General features: G+C 71.8%; 16 protein-coding genes. 10 read left to right on the forward strand and 6 right to left on the reverse strand.

From position 1 onward, the window contains the following. Positions 1-74: 74 nt before the first annotated feature. From RH94_RS11720 to purU, 4 genes are read left to right on the forward strand one after another with little or no spacing between them, the layout of a single operon-like run. Positions 75-2,990, forward strand: a complete 2,916-nt coding sequence (locus tag RH94_RS11720; RefSeq protein WP_073947560.1) for a sarcosine oxidase subunit alpha family protein — start codon at positions 75-77, stop codon at positions 2,988-2,990. Then, positions 2,983-3,600, forward strand: a complete 618-nt coding sequence (locus RH94_RS11725; RefSeq protein ID WP_073947546.1) for a sarcosine oxidase subunit gamma — start codon at positions 2,983-2,985, stop codon at positions 3,598-3,600. The genes RH94_RS11720 and RH94_RS11725 overlap by 8 nt, the downstream gene beginning before the upstream one ends. Further along, on the forward strand, positions 3,600-4,976 hold the full coding sequence (locus tag RH94_RS11730; RefSeq protein ID WP_073947547.1) for an L-serine ammonia-lyase: 1,377 nt from the start codon (positions 3,600-3,602) through the stop codon (positions 4,974-4,976). Before RH94_RS11725 ends, RH94_RS11730 begins: the two co-directional genes overlap by 1 nt. A gap of 4 nt (positions 4,977-4,980) precedes the next feature. Further along, positions 4,981-5,853, forward strand: coding sequence for a formyltetrahydrofolate deformylase (gene purU, locus RH94_RS11735; RefSeq protein ID WP_073947548.1), 873 nt, complete (start codon positions 4,981-4,983; stop codon positions 5,851-5,853). 82 nt (positions 5,854-5,935) lie between these two features. On the opposite strand, the gene RH94_RS11740 is transcribed toward purU, so the two are convergent. Then, entirely contained in the window at positions 5,936-7,042 is a 1,107-nt protein-coding gene (locus RH94_RS11740; RefSeq protein ID WP_073947549.1) for a pyridoxal-phosphate dependent enzyme, read from the reverse strand. A gap of 267 nt (positions 7,043-7,309) precedes the next feature. Between RH94_RS11740 and RH94_RS11745 the strand changes: the two genes are divergently transcribed. The 5 genes from RH94_RS11745 (at position 7,310) to RH94_RS11765 (ending at position 12,561) form a co-directional block, all read left to right on the forward strand. Continuing rightward, a complete protein-coding gene (locus RH94_RS11745) occupies positions 7,310-8,062 on the forward strand; it encodes a GntR family transcriptional regulator (protein WP_073947550.1) in 753 nt (250 codons plus the stop codon). Positions 8,063-8,442: 380 nt separating this feature from the next. After that, positions 8,443-8,625: a hypothetical protein gene (locus RH94_RS11750; protein ID WP_073947551.1), complete on the forward strand. Its 183-nt coding sequence runs from the start codon at positions 8,443-8,445 to the stop codon at positions 8,623-8,625. 42 nt (positions 8,626-8,667) lie between these two features. Continuing rightward, positions 8,668-9,033 (forward strand): (deoxy)nucleoside triphosphate pyrophosphohydrolase (locus RH94_RS11755; protein ID WP_143203997.1); only part of this gene is annotated, 366 nt, incomplete at its 3' end. Positions 9,034-9,217: 184 nt separating this feature from the next. Beyond that, entirely contained in the window at positions 9,218-9,646 is a 429-nt protein-coding gene (locus tag RH94_RS11760; RefSeq protein ID WP_073947553.1) for an ATP-binding protein, read from the forward strand. A 284-nt stretch (positions 9,647-9,930) separates the two neighbouring features. Continuing rightward, on the forward strand, positions 9,931-12,561 hold the full coding sequence (locus RH94_RS11765; RefSeq protein ID WP_073947554.1) for a SpoIIE family protein phosphatase: 2,631 nt from the start codon (positions 9,931-9,933) through the stop codon (positions 12,559-12,561). On the opposite strand, the gene RH94_RS11770 is transcribed toward RH94_RS11765, so the two are convergent. The 3 genes from RH94_RS11770 to RH94_RS11780 form a co-directional block, all read right to left on the reverse strand. Beyond that, positions 12,558-13,874 (reverse strand): hypothetical protein, encoded by a 1,317-nt coding sequence (locus RH94_RS11770; protein WP_073947561.1) that lies wholly within the window; start codon positions 13,872-13,874, stop codon positions 12,558-12,560. The genes RH94_RS11765 and RH94_RS11770 overlap by 4 nt on opposite strands. 87 nt (positions 13,875-13,961) lie before the next feature. After that, the gene (locus tag RH94_RS11775; RefSeq protein ID WP_073947555.1) at positions 13,962-14,171 is read right to left on the reverse strand and encodes a DUF397 domain-containing protein; all 210 of its coding nucleotides are present in this window, start codon (positions 14,169-14,171) and stop codon (positions 13,962-13,964) included. 9 nt (positions 14,172-14,180) lie between these two features. Then, complete coding sequence (locus tag RH94_RS11780; RefSeq protein WP_073947562.1) at positions 14,181-15,032, reverse strand: helix-turn-helix domain-containing protein; 852 nt, start codon at positions 15,030-15,032, stop codon at positions 14,181-14,183. Between the two features lie 232 nt (positions 15,033-15,264). Between RH94_RS11780 and RH94_RS11785 the strand changes: the two genes are divergently transcribed. After that, complete coding sequence (locus RH94_RS11785; protein WP_073947556.1) at positions 15,265-15,678, forward strand: ATP-binding protein; 414 nt, start codon at positions 15,265-15,267, stop codon at positions 15,676-15,678. Between the two features lie 88 nt (positions 15,679-15,766). Here the strand turns inward: RH94_RS11785 and RH94_RS11790 are convergent, their stop codons facing one another. Beyond that, positions 15,767-16,627, reverse strand: a complete 861-nt coding sequence (locus tag RH94_RS11790; protein ID WP_073947557.1) for an immunity 49 family protein — start codon at positions 16,625-16,627, stop codon at positions 15,767-15,769. Beyond that, positions 16,624-19,479: hypothetical protein (locus RH94_RS38690; protein WP_234425705.1), on the reverse strand; the 2,856-nt coding region annotated here is incomplete at its 5' end. The genes RH94_RS38690 and RH94_RS11790, both read right to left, overlap by 4 nt.

Here is a 19,479-nt window from a genome sequence, read left to right on the forward strand (position 1 = left end):
CCCCGCCCCGAGATCCCCGGACCGCCCGGGCCCAACGACCTTCGCCAGTCCGCCGATCCGGCCGGAGGGAACCGATGACCGACCAGGAATTCCGTCTGCCGCACGGCGGCCGCGTCGACCGCGACACCGTGCTGCGGTTCACCGTCGACGGCCGCGAGCTGACCGGCCACCCCGGTGACACCGTCGCCTCCGCCCTGCTGGCCCACGGTGCCGTCGAGGTCGGACCGTCCCTCTACCGGGGCCGCCCCCGCGGCATCGTCTCCGCCGGCGTGGAGGAGTCCAACGCCCTGATCCAGATCGACGGCCCGTGCACGGAGGGCATGCTGCCCGCCACGACCGTCGAGCTGTACGACGGGCTGTCCGCCACCACCCTGTCCGGGATGGGCGAACTCGACCCGAACCCCGACCCCGCCGTCTACGACAAGAAGTACGTGCACACCGACGTCCTGGTCGTCGGCGCGGGCCCGGCCGGACTCGCGGCCGCCGCCGCGGCGGCCGGCTCCGGCGCCCGGGTGATCCTCCTCGACGACCAGCCCGAACCCGGCGGTTCGCTGCTGTCCGGGCGCACCGAGACGGTCGGCGGGCAGACCGCCCTGGAGTGGGTCGCCGAGGTCCGCGCGGCCCTGGAGGCGGCCCCCGAGACCGTCGTCCTGCCCCGCACCACCGCCTTCGGCTCCTACGACGACAACTACGTCCTGGCCCTGCAGCGGCGCACCGACCACCTCGGCGCCGACGCCCCCGCCCCGTCCGAGGGCGTCTCGCGGCAGCGGCTGTGGCACATCCGGGCCCGCCAGGTGGTCCTGGCCCCCGGCGCCCACGAGCGGCCGCTGGTGTTCGCCGGCAACGACCGCCCCGGCGTGATGCTCGCCTCCGCCGTCCGCTCCTACGTCAACCGCTACGCGGTGGCACCCGGCTCCCGCACCGTCGTGAGCACCACCAACGACAGCGCCTACGACACGGTCGCCGACCTGCACGCGGCCGGCGTGGAGATCGCCGCCGTCGTCGACGCCCGCCCCGAGCCGTCCCGGCGGGCGGCCGAGGTCGCCGCGGCCACCGGCGTCAAGGTGCTGACCGGCAGCACGGTGACCGGCACCGCGGGCGAGGGGCGGCTCACCGGCGTCACCGTCCAGGGCCTCGACGACAGCGGCGAACTCACCGGCGAACCCGTCTCGTTCGACTGCGACCTGCTCGCCGTCTCGGGCGGCTGGAGCCCGGTGGTGCACCTGCACAGCCAGCGCCAGGGCAAGCTGCGCTGGGACGACGGCCTGGCCGCCTTCGTGCCCGACGGCACGGTCCGCGACCAGCAGGTCGTCGGCGCTGCCCGCGGGACGTACGACCTCGACGGCGCGCTCGCCGAGGGCGCGCGGGCCGGTGCGCTGGCCGCCACGGACGCCGGGTTCCCGGTGCCCGTCCCCGCCGCGCCCGCCGACGCCGCCGACCGCGCCCCGGTGCGCGCGCTGTGGCTGGTGCCCGCACCCGGCAACGGCTCCGACGGCTCCGACGGCGGCCCCGGCACCTGGGACACGCACTTCGTCGACCACCAGCGCGACGTCACCGTCGCCGACGTCTGGCGGTCCACCGGCGCCGGCATGCGCAGCGTCGAGCACGTCAAGCGCTACACCTCGCTCGGCACCGCGAACGACCAGGGCAAGACCTCCGGCGTCAACGCCATCGGCGTGATCGCCGCCGCCCTCGGCGACGGCGCCTCCCCGGGCGAGATCGGCACCACCGCCTACCGGGCGCCGTACACCCCGATCGCCTTCGCCGCCCTCGCCGGACGTGAGCGCGGCGACCTGTTCGACCCCGAGCGCATGACGTCGATCCACAGTTGGCACGTCGCCCACGGCGCGGAGTTCGAGGACGTCGGGCAGTGGAAGCGGCCGTGGTACTTCCCCCGGGAGGGGGAGGACATGGACGCCGCGGTGGCCCGCGAGTGCCGCGCGGCCCGCGAGGGCGTCGCCGTCATGGACGCCTCCACCCTCGGCAAGATCGAGATCTGGGGCGCGGACGCGGGCGAGTTCCTCAACCGCGTCTACACCAACGCCTTCAAGAAGCTCAAGCCCGGCTCCGCCCGCTACGGCGTGATGTGCAAGCCGGACGGCATGATCTTCGACGACGGCGTGACCCTGCGCCTGGACGAGGGCCGCTACTTCATGACCACCACCACCGGTGGCGCCGCCGGCGTACTGGACTGGCTGGAGGAGTGGCTGCAGACCGAGTGGCCCGAACTCGACGTGCACTGCACCTCGGTGACCGAGCAGTGGAGCACGATCGCCGTCGTCGGCCCCAGGTCCCGCGAGGTCGTCGCCCGACTCGCCCCCGACCTGGACCTGTCCAACGAGGCGTTCCCGTTCATGACGTTCCGCGAGACCACCCTGGCCTCCGGCGTCCCCGCCCGCATCTGCCGGATCTCCTTCTCCGGCGAACTCGCCTACGAGATCAACGTCTCCGCGTGGTACGGGCTCTCCGTTTGGGAGCAGGTGTACGCGGCCGGACAGCCGTACGGCATCACCCCCTACGGCACCGAGACCATGCACGTCCTGCGCGCCGAGAAGGGCTACGTCATCGTCGGCCAGGACACCGACGGAACGGTCACCCCGCACGACGCGGGCATGGCCTGGGCGGTCTCCAAGCAGAAGGACTTCATCGGCAAGCGCTCCTTCAGCCGCCCCGACACCGCCCGCACCGACCGCAAGCACCTGGTCGGGCTGCTGCCCGCCGACCGCAGCACCCGGCTGCCGGAGGGCGCCCAGATCGTCGCGCCGGACGTGCCCATCACCCCGCAGGACGGGCCGGTGCCGATGCTCGGCCACGTCACCTCCAGCTACCACAGCCAGGCGCTCGGCAGGCCCTTCGCCCTCGCGCTCGTCGCCGACGGGCGCAACCGGATCGGCGAGACCCTGCTCGCCCCGGTCGGCGACGACCTGGTGCCCGTCCTGGTGGCCGAACCCGTCCTCTACGACCCCGAAGGGACCAAGCGAGATGGCTGAGCTGATCGACGCGGGACCGGCGGCGCTGCGCCGCAGCCCCCTCGCGCACCTCGAGGAGCGGATGCGCGCCGCCGGCGTCACCGGTGAGCGCGGTGTGTCGCTGACCGAGTGGCCCTTCGTCACCATGGTGAGCCTGCGCGTCGACCCCGCCTCCGCGGCGGCCGGCCGCATCGGCTCGGTGCTCGGCGCACCGCTGCCGGACCACTGCGGCCAGACCGCGCAGAGCGGCCCGCACACCACGGTGTGGCTCGGGCCCGACGAATGGCTCGTGCTGTCCCAGGGCGACGGGCCGGAGCTCGCCGCCGGGCTGCTGGACGCGCTCGCCGGGGACCCGGGCTCGGTCGTCGACGTGTCGGCGAACCGGACCACGCTGGAGCTGAGCGGCCCCTCGGCCCGCCGGGTCCTGGAGAAGGGCTGCGTCCTGGACCTGCACCCGCGCTCCTTCGGGCCGGGCCGGGCGGTGGCCACGCAGGTCGGACCGGTCCCGGTGGTGCTCTGGCAGACCGGCGACACGACGTACCGGCTCTTCCCCCGGTCCTCGTTCGCCGACTACCTGGCCCGCTGGCTCATCGACGCGATGAGCGAGTACCAGGGCCCCGAGGTGCCCTGATGGCCCTCAGCGTCTTCGACCTGTACTCGGTCGGCATCGGCCCCTCCTCCTCCCACACGGTGGGGCCGATGCGGGCGGCCAGGCGCTTCGTCGAGGGACTGGAGCGGGACGGGCTGCTGGACGACGTGGTGGGCGTCCGGGCGGAGCTGTACGGCTCGCTCGGCGCCACCGGCCGGGGACACGGCTCCGACAAGGCCGTGGTCCTCGGCCTGGAGGGCGAGGACCCGGCCACCGTCGACACCGACCGGTCCGACGACCGGGTCGCGCAGGTCCGCGCCGACGGCAGCCTGCTGCTCGGGGGCAAGCACCAGGTCCGCTTCGACAGCGACAAGGACCTGGTGCTGCACCGGCGCAAGTCCCTGCCCGCCCACCCCAACGGCATGACGTTCCGGGCCCTGGCGGCGGACGGGCGGGAACTGACCGCCCGCACCTACTACTCCGTCGGCGGCGGCTTCGTCGTCGACGAGGAGGCCACCGGGGCCGACCGCGTCGTCGCGGACACCACGCCCGTGCGGTTCCCGTTCCGCTCGGGTGCCGAACTGCTCGAGATCTGCGCCCGCGAGAACCTGTCGATCAGCGAGGTGATGCTCGCCAACGAGCAGGCGTGGCGCCCCGAGGCCGAGGTGCGCGCCGGACTGCTCGACCTGTGGGCGGTCATGCGGGCGTGCGTCGACCGCGGCTGCCGCCGCGAGGGCGTGCTGCCGGGCGGTCTGAAGGTGCCCCGGCGCGCGCCGGCGCTCTTCCGCGAGCTGAACGCCGCCGCCGCCGACCACACGGACCCGCTGCGGGGCATGGACTGGGTGAACCTGTTCGCCCTCGCCGTGAACGAGGAGAACGCCTCGGGCGGCCGTATCGTGACCGCCCCCACCAACGGGGCGGCCGGGATCGTGCCCGCCGTCCTCCACTACTACGCGCGCTTCGTGCCCGGCGCCGACGACGACGGCGTGGTCCGCTTCCTGCTGACCGCCGCCGCCATCGGCATCCTGTTCAAGGAGAACGCCTCCATCTCCGGCGCCGAGGTCGGCTGCCAGGGAGAGGTCGGGTCCGCGTGCGCCATGGCGGCGGGGGCGCTGTGCGAAGTGCTCGGCGGCAGCCCCGCCCAGGTGGAGAACGCGGCCGAGGTCGGCATCGAGCACAACCTGGGCCTCACCTGCGACCCGGTGGGCGGGCTGGTGCAGATCCCCTGCATCGAACGCAACGCCGTCGCGAGCGTCAAGGCCATCAACGCGGCGCGGCTGGCCCTGGCCGGCGACGGCACCCACAAGGTCAGCCTCGACAAGGCGATCAAGACCATGCGGGACACCGGCCGCGACATGAAGGTCAAGTACAAGGAGACCGCCCGCGGCGGCCTCGCCGTCAACGTGATCGAGTGCTGACACCATGACCGACACCCCGGCTCCCCCGACGGAGCACGTCCTCACCCTCGACTGCCCCGAAGCCCCCGGCATCGTGCACGAGGTCTCGCGGTTCCTGGTGGAACACGGCTGCGACATCGTCGACAACCAGCAGTTCGGCGACCGCCGCGGCGGCCACTTCTTCATGCGGATACGGTTCTCCGCCACCGGCGGCGAGGACACCGGCGACACCCTGCGCCGGGACTTCGCCGCCGTGGCGGCCCCCTTCGCCATGAACTGGCGCCTGGAGCCGGCCGGCACCCGGCGCCGCGTCCTGATCATGGTGTCCCGCTACGACCACTGCCTCAACGACCTGCTCTTCCGGGCCCGCAGCGGCGACCTGCCGGTCGACGTGGTCGCGGTCGTCTCCAACCACCGCGACCACGAGGCACTCGCCGACTGGTACGGCATCCCGTACTTCCACGTCCCGGTGACCGCCGCCACCAAGGCCGCCGCCGAGGAACGGCTGCTGGAGATCGTGGCGGAACGCGAGGCCGAACTGGTCGTCCTCGCCCGCTACATGCAGGTCCTCTCCGACGACCTGTGCACCCGGCTCGCCGGCCGGGTCATCAACATCCACCACTCCTTCCTGCCGAGCTTCAAGGGCGCCAAGCCCTACCACCAGGCGTACGAACACGGCGTCAAGGTGGTCGGCGCGACCGCCCACTACGTCACCGCCGACCTCGACGAGGGCCCGATCATCGCCCAGGAGGTCATCGGCGTCGACCACACCCACACCCCCGAGGACCTGGTCGCCGTCGGCCGCGACGTGGAGCGGGCCGCCCTGGTCAAGGCGGTGCGCTGGCACTGCGAGGGGCGGGTGATCGTCCACGGCAGGCGGACCGTGGTGCTCCACTGACCGACGTCCGGCGGCGTGGCGCCGCGACGGGGGCCCGAGGCGGGCCGCGCCACCGGGCGCGGGTCCCGCGGGGGCGGCTCGGCTACGGCCGGGCCAGCCCCGACTTCAGGCCCGCCCCGCACAGCGGCACCACCGCCGACTTGCCGCCGAGGGGCCGCTCCCGGACCGCCGCCCAGCAGACCGCGCTCGTCGACTCGACGTAGAGGCCGCGGGAGGCGAGGTCCAGCTGGGCGTGGCGGATCCGGTCCTCCGTCACGGTCAGGAAGGTGCCGCCCGAGTCGCGCACCGCGCGCAGGATCTGGCGGGCGCGGGGCGGGCGGGGAACGGCGATGCCCTCGGCGTACGTGGGGGCCGTGGTGGTCGTGCCCGTCAGGTCCTCCGCGCCCTGCTCCCAGGCGTGGGCGAGCGGGGCGACCGCCGCCGCCTGCACCGCCCACAGCGCCGGGCGCCGGTCCAGCAGACCGGCCCCGTACAGCTCGGCGATCGCCAGCGCGGCGCCCAGCAGCAGGGTGCCGTTGCCCACCGGCAGGACCAGCACCTCCGGCAGGCGCCCGCCTAGGTCCTCCCACAGTTCGTGGACGTAGGTCTTGGTGCCGTGCAGGAAGTACGGGTTGTAGACGTGCGAGGCGTAGAAGGTGTCCGGCTCGTCCGCCGCACGCCGCGCGGCCCGGCCCGCCGCCTCGCGGTCGCCGTCGACCACCGCAGGCCGGGCGCCGTGCGCCTCGATCTGCTCCAGCTTCTTCGCCGACGTGCCCAGCGGGACGTACACCGTGCACGGCAGCCGCGCGCGGGCGCAGTACGCGGCGATCGCCGTGCCCGCGTTGCCGCTGCTGTCCGCGACCACCCGGCGCGGACCGGCGCGCAGCCCGACCTCGGCCAGCAGCACCGCGCCCCGGTCCTTGAAGGACAGCGTCGGCATCAGGAAGTCCAGTTTCGCCGAGACCTCGTCGGTCAGCGTCACGAGCGGGGTGCGGCCCTCGCCGAGGGACACGGTGGGAGCCGGCAGCGGCAGCGTCTCGGCGTACCGCCACAGGGAGTTGACCCGTCCGGTGAGGGACTTCAGGGATGCCGGGATGGGGGTGAAGTCGAGGTCCAGGGGGCCGTGGCAGGACGGGCAGCACCAGGCGAGGGAGTCACTGGGGACGCGGACGCCGTCCGTGGGGCAGTAACGATCCGGCAGAGGTGTCATGTCCGCAGGGTACGGGCGGCTGTTCGCCGACGCTGCGTCATGACCGCCGTACGACACGTCCGTCACCCCGCGCAAGGTTCTGGGGCGGGTCGTCCGCCCGCCGATCGGTGCGGAGGTGTGGCGGCGGTCCGGGTGGGAAGAAAGTGCCTGGGTGCGGTGCTCGGCCTCCGGGCGTCATCACATCGAGTGATTCTCTGGCCTTTGCTTGCAAGTACAACCCACGGTTGCCACGCTGTTGCTGTCTGTACAACCTGATGGGAGCGGCCAGTGACTTTCGGTGAGCAGCCGGCGTATCTGCGTGTCGCGGGTGATCTCCGCAAGAAGATCGTCGACGGTCTGCTGCCGCCGCACACCCGTCTGCCCTCCCAGGCCAGGATCCGCGAGGAGTACGGCGTCTCGGACACGGTCGCCCTCGAGGCCCGCAAGGTGCTGATGGCCGAGGGCCTGGTCGAGGGCCGCTCCGGCTCGGGGACGTACGTGCGCGAGCGGCCCGTGCCGCGCCGCATCGCCCGCTCCGGCTTCCGGCAGGCCGGCGGCGCGACCCCGTTCCGGCAGGAGCAGGCGGCGGCCGAGGCGCGCGGCACCTGGGAGTCGAGCAGCGTGCGGGCCGAGGCGGGCGGTGCGATCGCCGAGCGGCTCGGCATCAAGCCCGGCGACCGCGTGATGCGCACCAGGTACGTGTTCCGGGACGCCGGCGAGGCGATGATGATCTCCACCTCCTGGGAGCCGCTCGTCCTCACCGGCCGCACCCCTGTGATGCTCCCCGAGGAGGGCCCGCTCGGCGGCATGGGCGTCGTCGAGCGCATGCGCGCCATCGACGTCATCGTCGACAACGTCACCGAGGAGGTCGGCGCCCGCCCCGGTCTCGCCGAGGAACTGCTCGTCCTCGGCGGCGTCCCCGGCCATGTGGTGATGGTCGTCCAGCGCACCTTCTACGCCTCCGGCCGCCCCGTGGAGACGGCGGACGTCGTGGTCCCCGCCGACCGCTACCGGGTGGCGTACCACCTGCCGGTGAGGTAGGCGGGGCGGCGGGGTCGGCGTTCCCGCCGGTGCGCCGGCCCCGGGGTGGTGCGCGCCCCCTGGGCATCCCCGCACGGGCCCGCCCTCCCGCCGCTCCGCGCGGGCGCCGCATTCCAGCCGTTTTCGCAGGTCGCCCCGCGGCCGCGGTATGCCTTCGAGCGGACGTGCCGGGTCGCTCACAGGGCGCGTTCGCCTCCGTGCGCCCCAGAGGGACGATCCCCTTACTGGCCGGTTGCCCACCTCTTTGTGAAAAGCCGTATTCGCTGCGTGAAGGTTGGGCGTAGGCTCGGGCATATGCGGATTGCGGTTTCCTCAACGGGCGGGGCACGGCGGGGGCCGGAGGCCGGGCGCGCAGGGGCGGGAAGGAGAAGCGGGACGCGATGAACGACAGCACGATCACTCTTCCCTGGCACGTCGTCCGCCAGGACGACAACGGCAATCGGTACAGCGTGGGCCGGTACGCCACCCGCGCCGAGGCCCAGAAGATCGCGGACAGCCTCGACGGCCCGGGCACCCAGCTGTACTGGGTCGAGCGCGTCGGCCGGAGCGGCGGCGACGGCTGACCCCTTCACGCGCTCCCGGCCCGCTCCCGTAGGCTCCGGCGCATGACCGAACGGATCGTGGTGGTGGGCGCCGCCCTGCTCGACGGCGACCGCCTGCTCGCCGCCCGCCGCAGCGCGCCCCCCGAGCTGGCCGGACGCTGGGAGCTGCCCGGCGGCAAGGTGGAGCCCGGCGAGCGTCCCGAGGACGCCCTCGTGCGTGAGCTGCGCGAGGAGCTGGGTGTCGAGGCCGAGGTCGTCGAGCGGGTTCCGGGCAGCTGGCCGCTGAGGGCGCCGTACGAGCTGCGGGTGTGGACCGCGCGACTGCGGCCCGGGTCCGCCGTGCCCGAGCCGCTGCAGGACCATGACGAGCTGCGCTGGCTCGCGCCGGCCGAGATCTGGTCCGTTCCCTGGCTGGAGCAGGACGTGCCCNNGGCAGGTCCTCGCCCGCCTCGCCACCGGACCGCGGGCGTGAGGTGAGCCCCGAGCGGACGTCAAAGTCCGTGTGGCACGGAAGGCGTAGGGGCGCACCAGGGCGCGTCGGCGTGCGGGCGGGGACGGTACCGGCACCCGGATACCGGGTATGTGCCCACTAAGCCCGTGAAACCGGACACGGGTGGGTTCACCGGCCGGGGAAGTGATCGGAGTGATCGACACCGACGGGCACTGCGCCGAGTGGACCTTTCCCGCGGATCCCGGCGCGGTGCGCACGGCCCGCGCCGCCGTCCGCGGCCAGTTGCGCGACTGGCACCTCGAATCGCTCGGCGACACCGCGTCCTTGCTGGTGAGCGAACTGGTCACCAACTCCCTCCAGCACGCCGCCGGCCCCATCGGCGTCCGGCTGCTGCGCCCCGAGGGCCTGCCCGGGGTGCTGCTGGTCGAGGTCTCCGACCCGCTGCCCGGCCTTCCCCGCGAGCAACCGGCCCGCCCCGACGACGAGAGCGGGCGCGGCCTGCAGCTGGTCGCCTCCACCTCCCGCCGCTGGGGCACCCGGCCGGACAGCACCGGAAAAACGGTCTGGTTCGAACTCGCGGTGCCGGGGTGAACCGGGCGGCACCGGGCCGTATTCGGGCCGTATTTCGGGTTGTACACGTCCGACGGCGCTGTCGAGCGTCCGCAGCCGGCCGGTGACAGTTGTGTGCGAGCGGGGTTCGGCGGGGTCCTGCCTGGTTAGAAGACTGTTGGTGTTGTCGCAGGCCGGACCGAAAAGCATCGGGATGGTCCTGTGATCGTGAACACCGTGTTGCGCGGCGCCGTAGTGCTGGATACTGCGGGCAGCCGCCCCCGGTGACCGGTGCCGGACGCGGTGAGCTGGAGGGGACGGTTCGCGTGAGCGAGATACCAGCGAAGGCCACGGAGTCCGAGGACCCGTCGGACGGCGCGAGGACGAAGTCCGCGGGTGGCGGCAGCGGTGACGGGGCGCCGCCCACGGACGCGATGCCGCCCACGGACGCGATGTGGCAGAGCAGCCCGCCCGGCTCGATGTACGACTACATCAAGGTCGCCTCCTTCTCCATCGGCCCCGACGGCCTCGTCGACCAGTGGAGCCTGCGCGCCGAGCAGCTCTTCGGCATCCCCGCCGAACGCGTCGTCGGAATGGACCCCATCGAGGCATTCGTCGACCCCGACCTGCGCGAACAGAGCCGGCGCAAGATGACCGAGATCCTCGACGGGCGGGAGTGGACCGGCGTGGTCCCCTTCCGGGTCCCGGACGGAGAGGCCGGACGGCGCGGCGAGGAGGGGATCGCCGAGGTCTACGTGATGCCCACGCGGACGGCCGAGGGCGACAAGGCCGCCGTGTGCATCGTCGTCGACGTCCGCACCCTACGGCGTATCGAGACCGACCTCGCCGCCTCGCAGGCGATTTTCGGTCAATCCCCCTTCGGTTTCCTGCTCATCGACAGCGACCTGAAGGTCCGTCGCGCCAACGAGCGGTTCGCGTCCATCTTCGGCGGCAGGCCGGACGACCACCGCGGCAAGGGCGTCCACGACTACCTGCCGCGCGGCGAGGCCGAGCGGGTCGCCGCCACCCTGCGCCGGGTGCTGGACAGCGGCGAGGCCGTCACCGACCTGCACGTCACCGGTTTCGCGCCCGGCTCGGACGAGCGCCGCCACTGGTCCGTCAACCTCTACCGCGTGCACAGCGGAAGCGGCCGCCCCATCGGCATCGCCTGGCTCGGAACCGACATCACCGCCCGCCGCGCCGCCGCCCGCGAGGCCGCCGCGGCGCGACGCAATCTCGCCCTTCTCAACGACGCCGGCGCCCGCATCGGCAACTCCCTCGACCTGGAGACCACCGCGCGTCAACTCCTCGACGTCGTGGTCCCCGGCTTCTGCGACCTGGCCACCGTCGACCTCTACCAGGGCCTGCTGGCCGGAGACGAGACCCCGCCCGGACTCGCCGACGGCAGCGCCGCACTGCGCCGCGTCGCCTTCGCCAGCGCCGTCTCCGAGGCGCCGCTCAGCGGTACGGGGGAGCCCGTCGAACTCGGCGCCGTCCACCACTACCCCTTCAACTCGCCCTGCGCGGACGCCCTGCGCACCGCCCGCCCGGTGACCGTGCCCGGCGAGGACGGCGGCCTGGTGCAGTCCACGCTGGCCGTTCCGATGGTCGCCCAGGACACCGTCGTGGGACTCGCGCAGTTCTCCCGGGCCAAGGGCAGCGAACCGTTCGGCCAACGCGACCGCGACCTCGCCGTGGAACTCGCCGCGCGCGCCGCCGTGAACATCGACAACGCCCGCCTGTACCGGCGCGAGCACGAACGCGCGCTGATACTGCAGCGCTCCCTGCTCCCGCCCGGCGACCCCGAGGCCTCCGGCCTCGACATCGCCTGCCGCTACCTGCCCGGCAGCGCGGCCAACGGCCGGCCCAGCGAGGTCGGCGGCGACTGGTTCGACGTCATCGAACTCCCCGGCCACCGCACCGCGCTGGTCGTCGGCGACGTCATGGGCCGCGGCCTGCGCGCGGCCGTCGCCATGGGCGAACTGCGCACGGCGGTACGCACCCTGGCCCTGCTGGACCTCGAACCCGCCGAAGTCCTCTCCCAGCTGGACGAGATCGCCCGCGGCCTGGGCGCCCCCGGCGGCGTCCAGCAGGCCACCCGCGCGGCCCGCCGCCCCCGCGAGGCCGACCTCTCCGAGGTGTACCTGGCGACGTGCATCTACGCCGTCTACGACTCGGTCACCCGCCGCTGCACCTTCGCCAACGCGGGCCACCTGCCCCCGGTCCTGGTCGAACCCGGCGAGTCCGCCCTGATGCTGGACGTACCGCCCGGGATGCCGCTCGGCGTCGGCGGCGAACCCTTCGAGGAGGTGGAGGTCGAACTCCCCGAGGGCGCGCTTCTCGCCCTCTACACGGACGGCCTGGTCGAATCCCGCGCCCACCCCCTGGACGAGGGCCTGCAGGCCTTCGTCGGCGCCCTCACGGACCCGTCCCGCCCCCTGGAGGACGTGTGCGACAACGTCCTCAACACCCTCGACTCCCACCACCGCGAGGACGACATCGCGCTGCTGATGGCCCGCGTCCAGGGCCTGCCCGCCGAGTCCGTCGGCGACTGGACCCTGCCCCGCGAGCCCCGCAGCGTCGGCCGCGCCCGCGAGTACGCCCGCGCCCAGCTGACCGCCTGGGACCTGGAGCCGCTGATCGACACCACCGAACTCCTCGTCAGTGAACTGGTCACCAACGCCCTGCGCTACGGCGAGGGCGAGATCAGACTCCGCCTCCTGCTCGACCGCACCCTGGTCTGCGAGGTCTGGGACTCCGGCCTCGTCCAGCCGCGCCGCCGCCGGGCCCGCGACACCGACGAGGGCGGCCGCGGCCTCCAACTCGTCGGCCTCCTCAGCGCGGCCTGGGGCTCCCGCCGGACCACACACGGCAAGACGGTGTGGTTCGAACTCCCGCTCCCGGACGGCGAGAACGTCCTCACGGACCCGGCGGAGGCGCTGCTGAGCCTGTTCTAGAGGCGGTGGACCGGGGCCGAGGCGTCGACCCAGTGCCAGTTGACGGGCCCCCACTTCTTCTTGAGGGCCGTGCGCTGCCTGGCATAGGTGCGCAGGGCTTCCTCCATGACCGCTGCGAGATCGGAGAGGTCGTCGGGGGCGGGAACACGCAGGACCAGGTGCTGTTTGCGGTGGACCAGCAACAGGTCGCCTTCGGGTGAGCAGGCGGTGAGGGTGAAGTGGGCCAGCGGTTTGAATGCCTTGGCCGCGGTGTCCAGCCCGGCGCGCAGGACACCGGTCTTGTTCCAGGCGTAGAGGCCGTAGCGGTTGAGGTGGAAGACCCGGCCGCGACGAGGGTCGGAGGCGAGGGTGAAGCAGAAGCCGGTGAAGGGGCTGTCGCGGTAAGCGTCCAGGCCGCGCAGGCGTCCGGTCATCTCTCCCTGGTCGTTGACGAGGGCGAACAGGAACGGCTGTCCGCGGCTGCCGCCACGGAAGGTCTTGGCGAAGGCGGGAACGACGAACAGGTCGTCGGCCAGGGGTACGGGGCGGCCGAGCCGTGAGTCGCGCCACCCCGACAGGCGGTCCTCGCCGGCGACCAGCTCGGTCAGGGCCGGGCGGGGGCGGTGGTCCCGGCCGACCGGCCTGCCCCGGTGGTGGACGTGGGTCTTCAGATCGTTGTCGCTGTGGCGGGCGGGCTCGGGATCGAGCGAGGCGATCGCCTCGATCACGGGCCGGTTGCCGGGGGTCAGGGCACCGTCGGCGACGCCGACGATGTTGGTGAGGGGGCTGCCGTACTTCCAGACCCCGCGCTCGGAAACGGAGCACAGCAGGCGTCCGGAGGGCGTGACGCCGATCGACCCGGCGAAGCCGTCACCCGGCGTGGACTCCTCGAAGGGGCGGTAGGCGTTCGAGTCGTACGTGGCGAGCACACGGCTCAGATCCGGTGCGATCAGGGTGGTGCAGTCCGGGCGGGCGGTGACGGAAAGAGTGCCGTCCGGCAGCACGCACAGGGTCATGTCGTTGCCGTCGGCCACGGCCGAGGCGGTCTCGTCCCCGTAGGTGGGACAGCACAGGGCGCTCGCCAGTACTTCTCCGTCCGCGGAGTACCGGGTGATGATCCGGTACCCGAAGTTGGCCAGTGCCGGGTCCTGCTCGTCCTCGGCGACGTTCCAGGTGTACCGATGCGCGTGATACAGCGCGTACACGTCCCCGTTGGGGGCGACCACGACGTCGTCGGTCCCCACGCCCCATCCCTTGGAATAGAGCATGGTGAGGTCTATGCGATGGGTGTCCACAAGAGCACCCGGCAGGGCCAGCGGAAGCGTCTGGATCATGCGGGCCATTGTGCGGGGCGCCACTGACAACAGCGGCGGTTCCGCGACACCCCGCTTCGCATCTTTGGTGATCGGCGCGAGAGGGGATCAGCCGGAGCCGGTCACCGAGTATGCATCGTTCTTGAGGGCTTCGATGAAGGCGGTGAAGGCCCCGGCCGGGAAGGTGAGGGTGGCCCTGGCCGGGGCCTTTGAGTCGCGGATGGCCGTGTGGGTGGGCGAGTTGGCGATTTCCACGCAGGCGTTGCCGTCGCCGCTGCCGGAGTAGGAGGACTTCCGCCAGTTGTCAGGGGTGGTCATCGGGATGCCTCACAGATCTTTCGCCAGCCTGTGGATGAGGTCGCGTGACCGCTGGGGTTCGAGCGACACGGCCTCCACTCTACGGAAGAGTGTTCGGAAGACGCTGAGCTGAGCCTCGGAGTCGATGAAGAGGGAGCCGTGCGGGCCGTCGCGTACCACGGTGTCCAGCCGGGGGACGGCGCCGCCCGCGTACACCATGGCGGCCGTGACGTCGGCGAAGTCATCCAACTCGAAGGGGATGACACGTACGGTGACACGGTCTGCTTCCGAGAGCTCCAGGATTCGGGCAAGCTGAGCCCGTGAGGCGGCGCGGCCACCGACTCTGATGCGAAGCGCTGCCTCGTGGATCAGTGCTTCGTACGGGATGGGCGACGCCCCTTCGATGATGACGCGCCGCTGCATTCGATGACGGACGCGCAACTCAAGCTCGTTGCAGGGCGGTTGAGGGACCCGGCAGGAAAAGAGCGCTCGCGCGTAGTCCTCGGTCTGAAGAAGGCCCGGGATGTGCAGGAAGTCGACATCCCATCGGTAGGTGGCGTGGTACTCCAGCTCGGACAAATCCAGGAATGAAGTGGGTAGTTGCCCTCGGTACTCCTCCCACCAGCCGCGTGTCCGATCGGTCGCCATCGCCGCCAGGGCGTCGACGAACGCATCGTCCGTACACGCGTAATGGGCGGCAAGTCTGCGCAGCCGCTCCTCGCTCACGCCCGTGGTGCCGGACTCGATCTGGCTGATCTGGACGGAGTTCACACCGAGCATCGCTGCTGCCTCGCGGGCACTGAGACCTGCGGCATCCCGCATCCTGCGCAGTTCGACCGCGAGACGCAACTGTCGCGCTGTCGGTTCGCGCCTGGTGCCCATCGACTGCTCCTCGTCCAACACGCCTGACAACGTGACTCGTTCGGGTGCCAGATTACGCGATCGGCTTGCTCCGGGTTAAAACTAATGTCTACCGTCAGTGGCGCGACGCACACACTGCGGAACTCCGGGGCACCGGAAGCGCACCGCTCCGTCCTGCCATGACGGCTGCGGCAATGCCACTGCCCGGCCGACCGCGCCCCTCCACCACCGACCACGCCACCGGAGCTGACGCATGCCCGAAAACGCCACCGACCCCTGGGAGTACTGCCTGTACATCCCGAACGACCCCCGCGCCGTCACCGTCAGCCGCCGCACCCTGCGCCTGATCCTCACCATGCACGGCTTGGTCCGCCTGGGCGACACCGCCGAACTCCTCGCGACCGAGCTGGTCTCCAACGCCGTACGCCACACCAAGGGGCCCGCCGCCCTGCGCGTACGGTGGTCCGCCGGCGTCTTGCGGATCGGCGCGTGGGACGCCGACCCCGAACCGCCGGAGCCGCCCGCGCCCTTGGAACAGATCACCGACCTGGAGGAGGGCCGCGGACTGGCGTTGGTCCGGGCCTGCGCCGACCTGTGGGGGTGGCAGCCGCTGGCGAGGGAGGGCAACCGGGGGAAGGTCGTATGGTGCGAGCTGGCCACCGCGTAGGCACCGCACCGTCTGAGCCCAGAGGCCGTCGGAGCCTCTGGGCTCTTCGGAGACTTGTCGGACTTTGTTCAGCGGGAAGCAGGCAGGATCAGATCTCGAACTCGCCGAGCCAGCCGCGTTGGAGGAGATGTTTGGGGAGGTAGTCGGTCTCGACTTCGATCGGGATGTCGCCGTCGTGGGCGAGGCAGGCGATGGCCAAGGGAGCGAGGGCGACCATGCCCGAGGGGTCGTCAGTCCTGTCCTCGTCGGCCGTCCAGTACGCCTTGTGCAGTTCCACGGTTTCGGTCAGGGCCTGGTTGAAGCCGGAGACATCCTGGCGCAGGAATCGGTAGAAGAGGTTGATCGGCGGATACAAGATGTGCTGCAGGAGATCACGAGGAGCGATGGTCGCGGTATCGGGATGTGAGCCCTGAAGTGCTGCGGTCAGTTCCTCCACCAGTCCCGGCCGCTGCAGCCAGTACGCCTGAAGGGCGGCCACCCAGTGGTAGACGTACTCGTCGTAGGCTCCTTCGGGTGAGCGCAGACGGTCCAGCGGAACCTCGCACAGCTCGGTCAGGCGCTTCTGGTCGCGGCAGATCACGGCCAGCCAGAAGGCGGTGAGCCAGTTTCCCGCATCCGCGTACGAGCGGGGGCCGATGGCCGGGATGGTGCGCACCTCATGCGCGATGCGGCACTGTACCGTCCCCTCCGTGGCGCCCGTCACTGCGAAGATCGCGGAGTGGAGCTGCATCGCGGTGACCACCGCTTCCCAGGTCTCCAGCCTCGCGGCCCGTGGGTCGACGGCACAGCGGGCCTGAAGATGGAGAAGCGCGGTGCCGAGCGCCATGTCGAGCGAACCGGGAGACCGTTCGAGCCGCTGTACGCCCTTGATCACGCTCCGGCCGAGCCGCTCCGCGTAGCGCTCGTCGTCGGGACCGGGAGAACTATGGCGTGGGATGGTGACGCTCACGGAGTGCTCCTGTCGGAAATGTCGAACTGCCTCATGCGGTAGCCAGCGTACTCGCCCGCGTTCCGCTCTCCCTTGACGACGATATAGTCCAATTTTCCTTCATCCAGGGCATCCATGAGTTTTTCTGCGAGTTCGGCCTCTGCTTCGTTGCGCTTTCCTCGCTTTTCCATTTCACGGATGATGTCGAGGAAATACTCCCTTGTTCCCTGCGAAACCCGCTTTCCGTCCGGGAGATTGCGAGCGCCCAGCTCCGTGGTGACATTGCTTTTGGCTTCCACGACCACGAAGCCGCCGTCCTCGCGCCGCCAGACCTGGTCGAACTGGTCGTTGCCGTTCAGCGGACCGTCCAAGGGCTCCCGGGTGGCGTTCGGATAGTGCTCCGGGATGACGTGGTGCTCGGCGATGTTCTCGCCGTACGCCTCCGCGTGATCCAGCATGTCGCGGTGCGCGGACTTGTATTCATAGGTGCGCTCAAGCTGGTTCAGCTCGGTCTCGGGCGTGGGATTGTGCTTGTGCACCTCGACGGCTTCGGCCTTGTGTTTTCCGGCTGCCGTGTCGTAGCCGATTGCGTGATGGCGGTTGGCCGCAGCCTCGTCGAGTGTCTTGAGGGCCTCGGGACTGGCGGTTCCCCGCCCCTGCTTGATTTCATCGCCGAGATAGTGCGGCTTGAGCGGCTCCGGCGCGTCCTTGACCGAAATCCATGGGTGCTGGGGCGACTCCCGGGTCAGCTGGGGAGGTGTCGTTCCGCTCTCGTCAACGAGCTCCAAGCTCTTCCGGTTGCCGTTGGACTTGTAGAAGTCCTCGAAGTACCCGGATTCGTGGTTGGCGCGGTAGATCTGGATCTCGTGGACCTGCTCCGGTGTGAGCGAGTCCTTGGGCCCGTACGGGTTGTCGCCGTCCCGCATGAAGCTGGGCCGGGCGGCTTCCGCGTCCTGCGCGGGTGTACTGCCCTCCGGCCTGGCCGCGGCGTTGTCCCCGGCTCCGGCGGCCTCGTCGCCGACATGGCCGAGCTCGTCCAGTCCGCTGCCCGTCGGGCCGCCGGCGCGGGGCAGCGTGTCGGCGGCGCTGCCGCCGGGCAGGTCGTGGCTGCCCGTCGGGCCGCGGCCGAGGTCGTCGGCGTGGCCGCCGGGAAGATGATCGGTTGTCCCGGCGCCGGGCACCGCGTTGCCCGGGACTCCTGCAGGGGCGTGGGTGTCGAGGCTGTTGGTCGGCAGATTGTCACCCGCCCGGCCGACGGGGATGCTGTCGCCCACCCTGCCGCCGGTCAGGCCGTCGCCGCCGGCGTGGACGGTGGGGACGTTCCCGCCTCCGGCGTGCACTGCCGCCGTGTCCGCGGTGCGGCCGACGTCGCCGAGGCTGGTGTCCAGGCTGTCGCCCAGGCGGATGTGCTGCCCGGCCTGTTCGGCGGTGTGGGCGCCCGCGCCGACCAGGGCCGGTTCCCTGACCGGAGAGTCCACGCGGGGCACGTCCGCGCCCGAGGCCAGCTCCCTGGGGGCCTCGTTCGCGTGCTGGACGACGTTGCCCTCGTGGTCGAGGAGGTTGCCGTGCGGGTCCAGGTACTGGGCCGGCGAGCCGTCCATGGACGGGAGCCTGGTCGTGCCCTCGGGGAACGCGGGGGTGGCGTGCGGCAGTTGGACCGTGCCGCCCGGCAGTTTCGTCGCGCCCGCCGGGAGCGCCGTCCCCTCGGGCAGGTGGACCGTGCCGTCGGCGAGTTTCACCGTGCCCTCGGGCAGGACGATCGCGTTGTCCGGCAGCTTGGGGATGTCGATGGTGCCGATGCCCTTCAGGGCCTTGCTGATGTCGCCGACCTTCGACAGGCCCGCGCCGGCGCCCTTGGCGACGTAGGTCATCGGGTCGAGGGCCCGGCCCGCCTTGCCCGCCGCCGACAGCACCTTGGCCGCCGCGCCCGCCTTGCCCGCCCCCGCGGCCGCACCGCCCGCGCCGCCGGTGAAGACCGTGGTCAGCACGTTGAAGGTGACCGCCCCGGCCGCGCGGGCGGGGTTCTTGCCCCACTCGTCCCACGCCACCAGCGCCTTGCCCGTCTCCTTCATCGCCGTGCGCGAGTCCCGCACCCAGGACGGCAGCTTGTCGTCCGGCAGCAGCCAGAACGCCGCCCCCACCACCGGCACCGCCGTCAGCACCAGGCCGGTGGCCAGCTGGCCCAGGCCCTTCCACGCCTGCCCCGCCGCCTCCCAGCCGTCCACCCCCACCAGCGTGCCCAGACCCTTGATCGTCCCCCACACCCCGTCGACGATCAGACCGTCCCACACGAACGACTTCGTCCAGTGCCCCACCTCGTACCAGTGGTGCCGCTCCTCCACCGGGTCGCCCCAGGGAAGCTGGGCGTCCTTCATGTCCTCGGCCGTGAACCCGTACTGGTCCTTGCGGTCCGAGCCGTCGCCGGCCACCACCGGCGTGCCGCCCGGCACCAGCGCGACGATCTTGTTGTGGCAGGTGCGCTCCGCCGCCCAGAACGCCGCCACCGTGGCCGTGATCTCGTCCCGCAGCGCGTTGTGCGCCTCGACCTTGTCCCCGTCGTACTCCCACTTCTCGTCGTCCTTGACGGAGTCGACGAACGTCGTCGCCCGGGCCTTGAGCTCCTTCAGCTTGTCCGCCAGCGGGCGGACCTCCGTCGCGTACGCCGACAGCGCCGACGAGACCGTCTCCAGCTGGTCCGCGAAACCGTCCGCCCGGTCCTTGACCGGCCGCGTCGTCGCGAACAGCTGCTCCGCCTCCGGCGCGGAGTAGTACGCCGACAGGCCCTGGAACCCGGTGTGCACGGCCTGCCCGGTGTCCCGGACATGCCCCGCGTCCGCCTTCAGACCGGCACAGTCCTGCTCCAGCTGCTCCAG

Origin of the sequence: Streptomyces kebangsaanensis, from assembly GCF_001906585.1 — a bacterium.
GTDB lineage: Bacteria > Actinomycetota > Actinomycetes > Streptomycetales > Streptomycetaceae > Streptomyces > Streptomyces kebangsaanensis.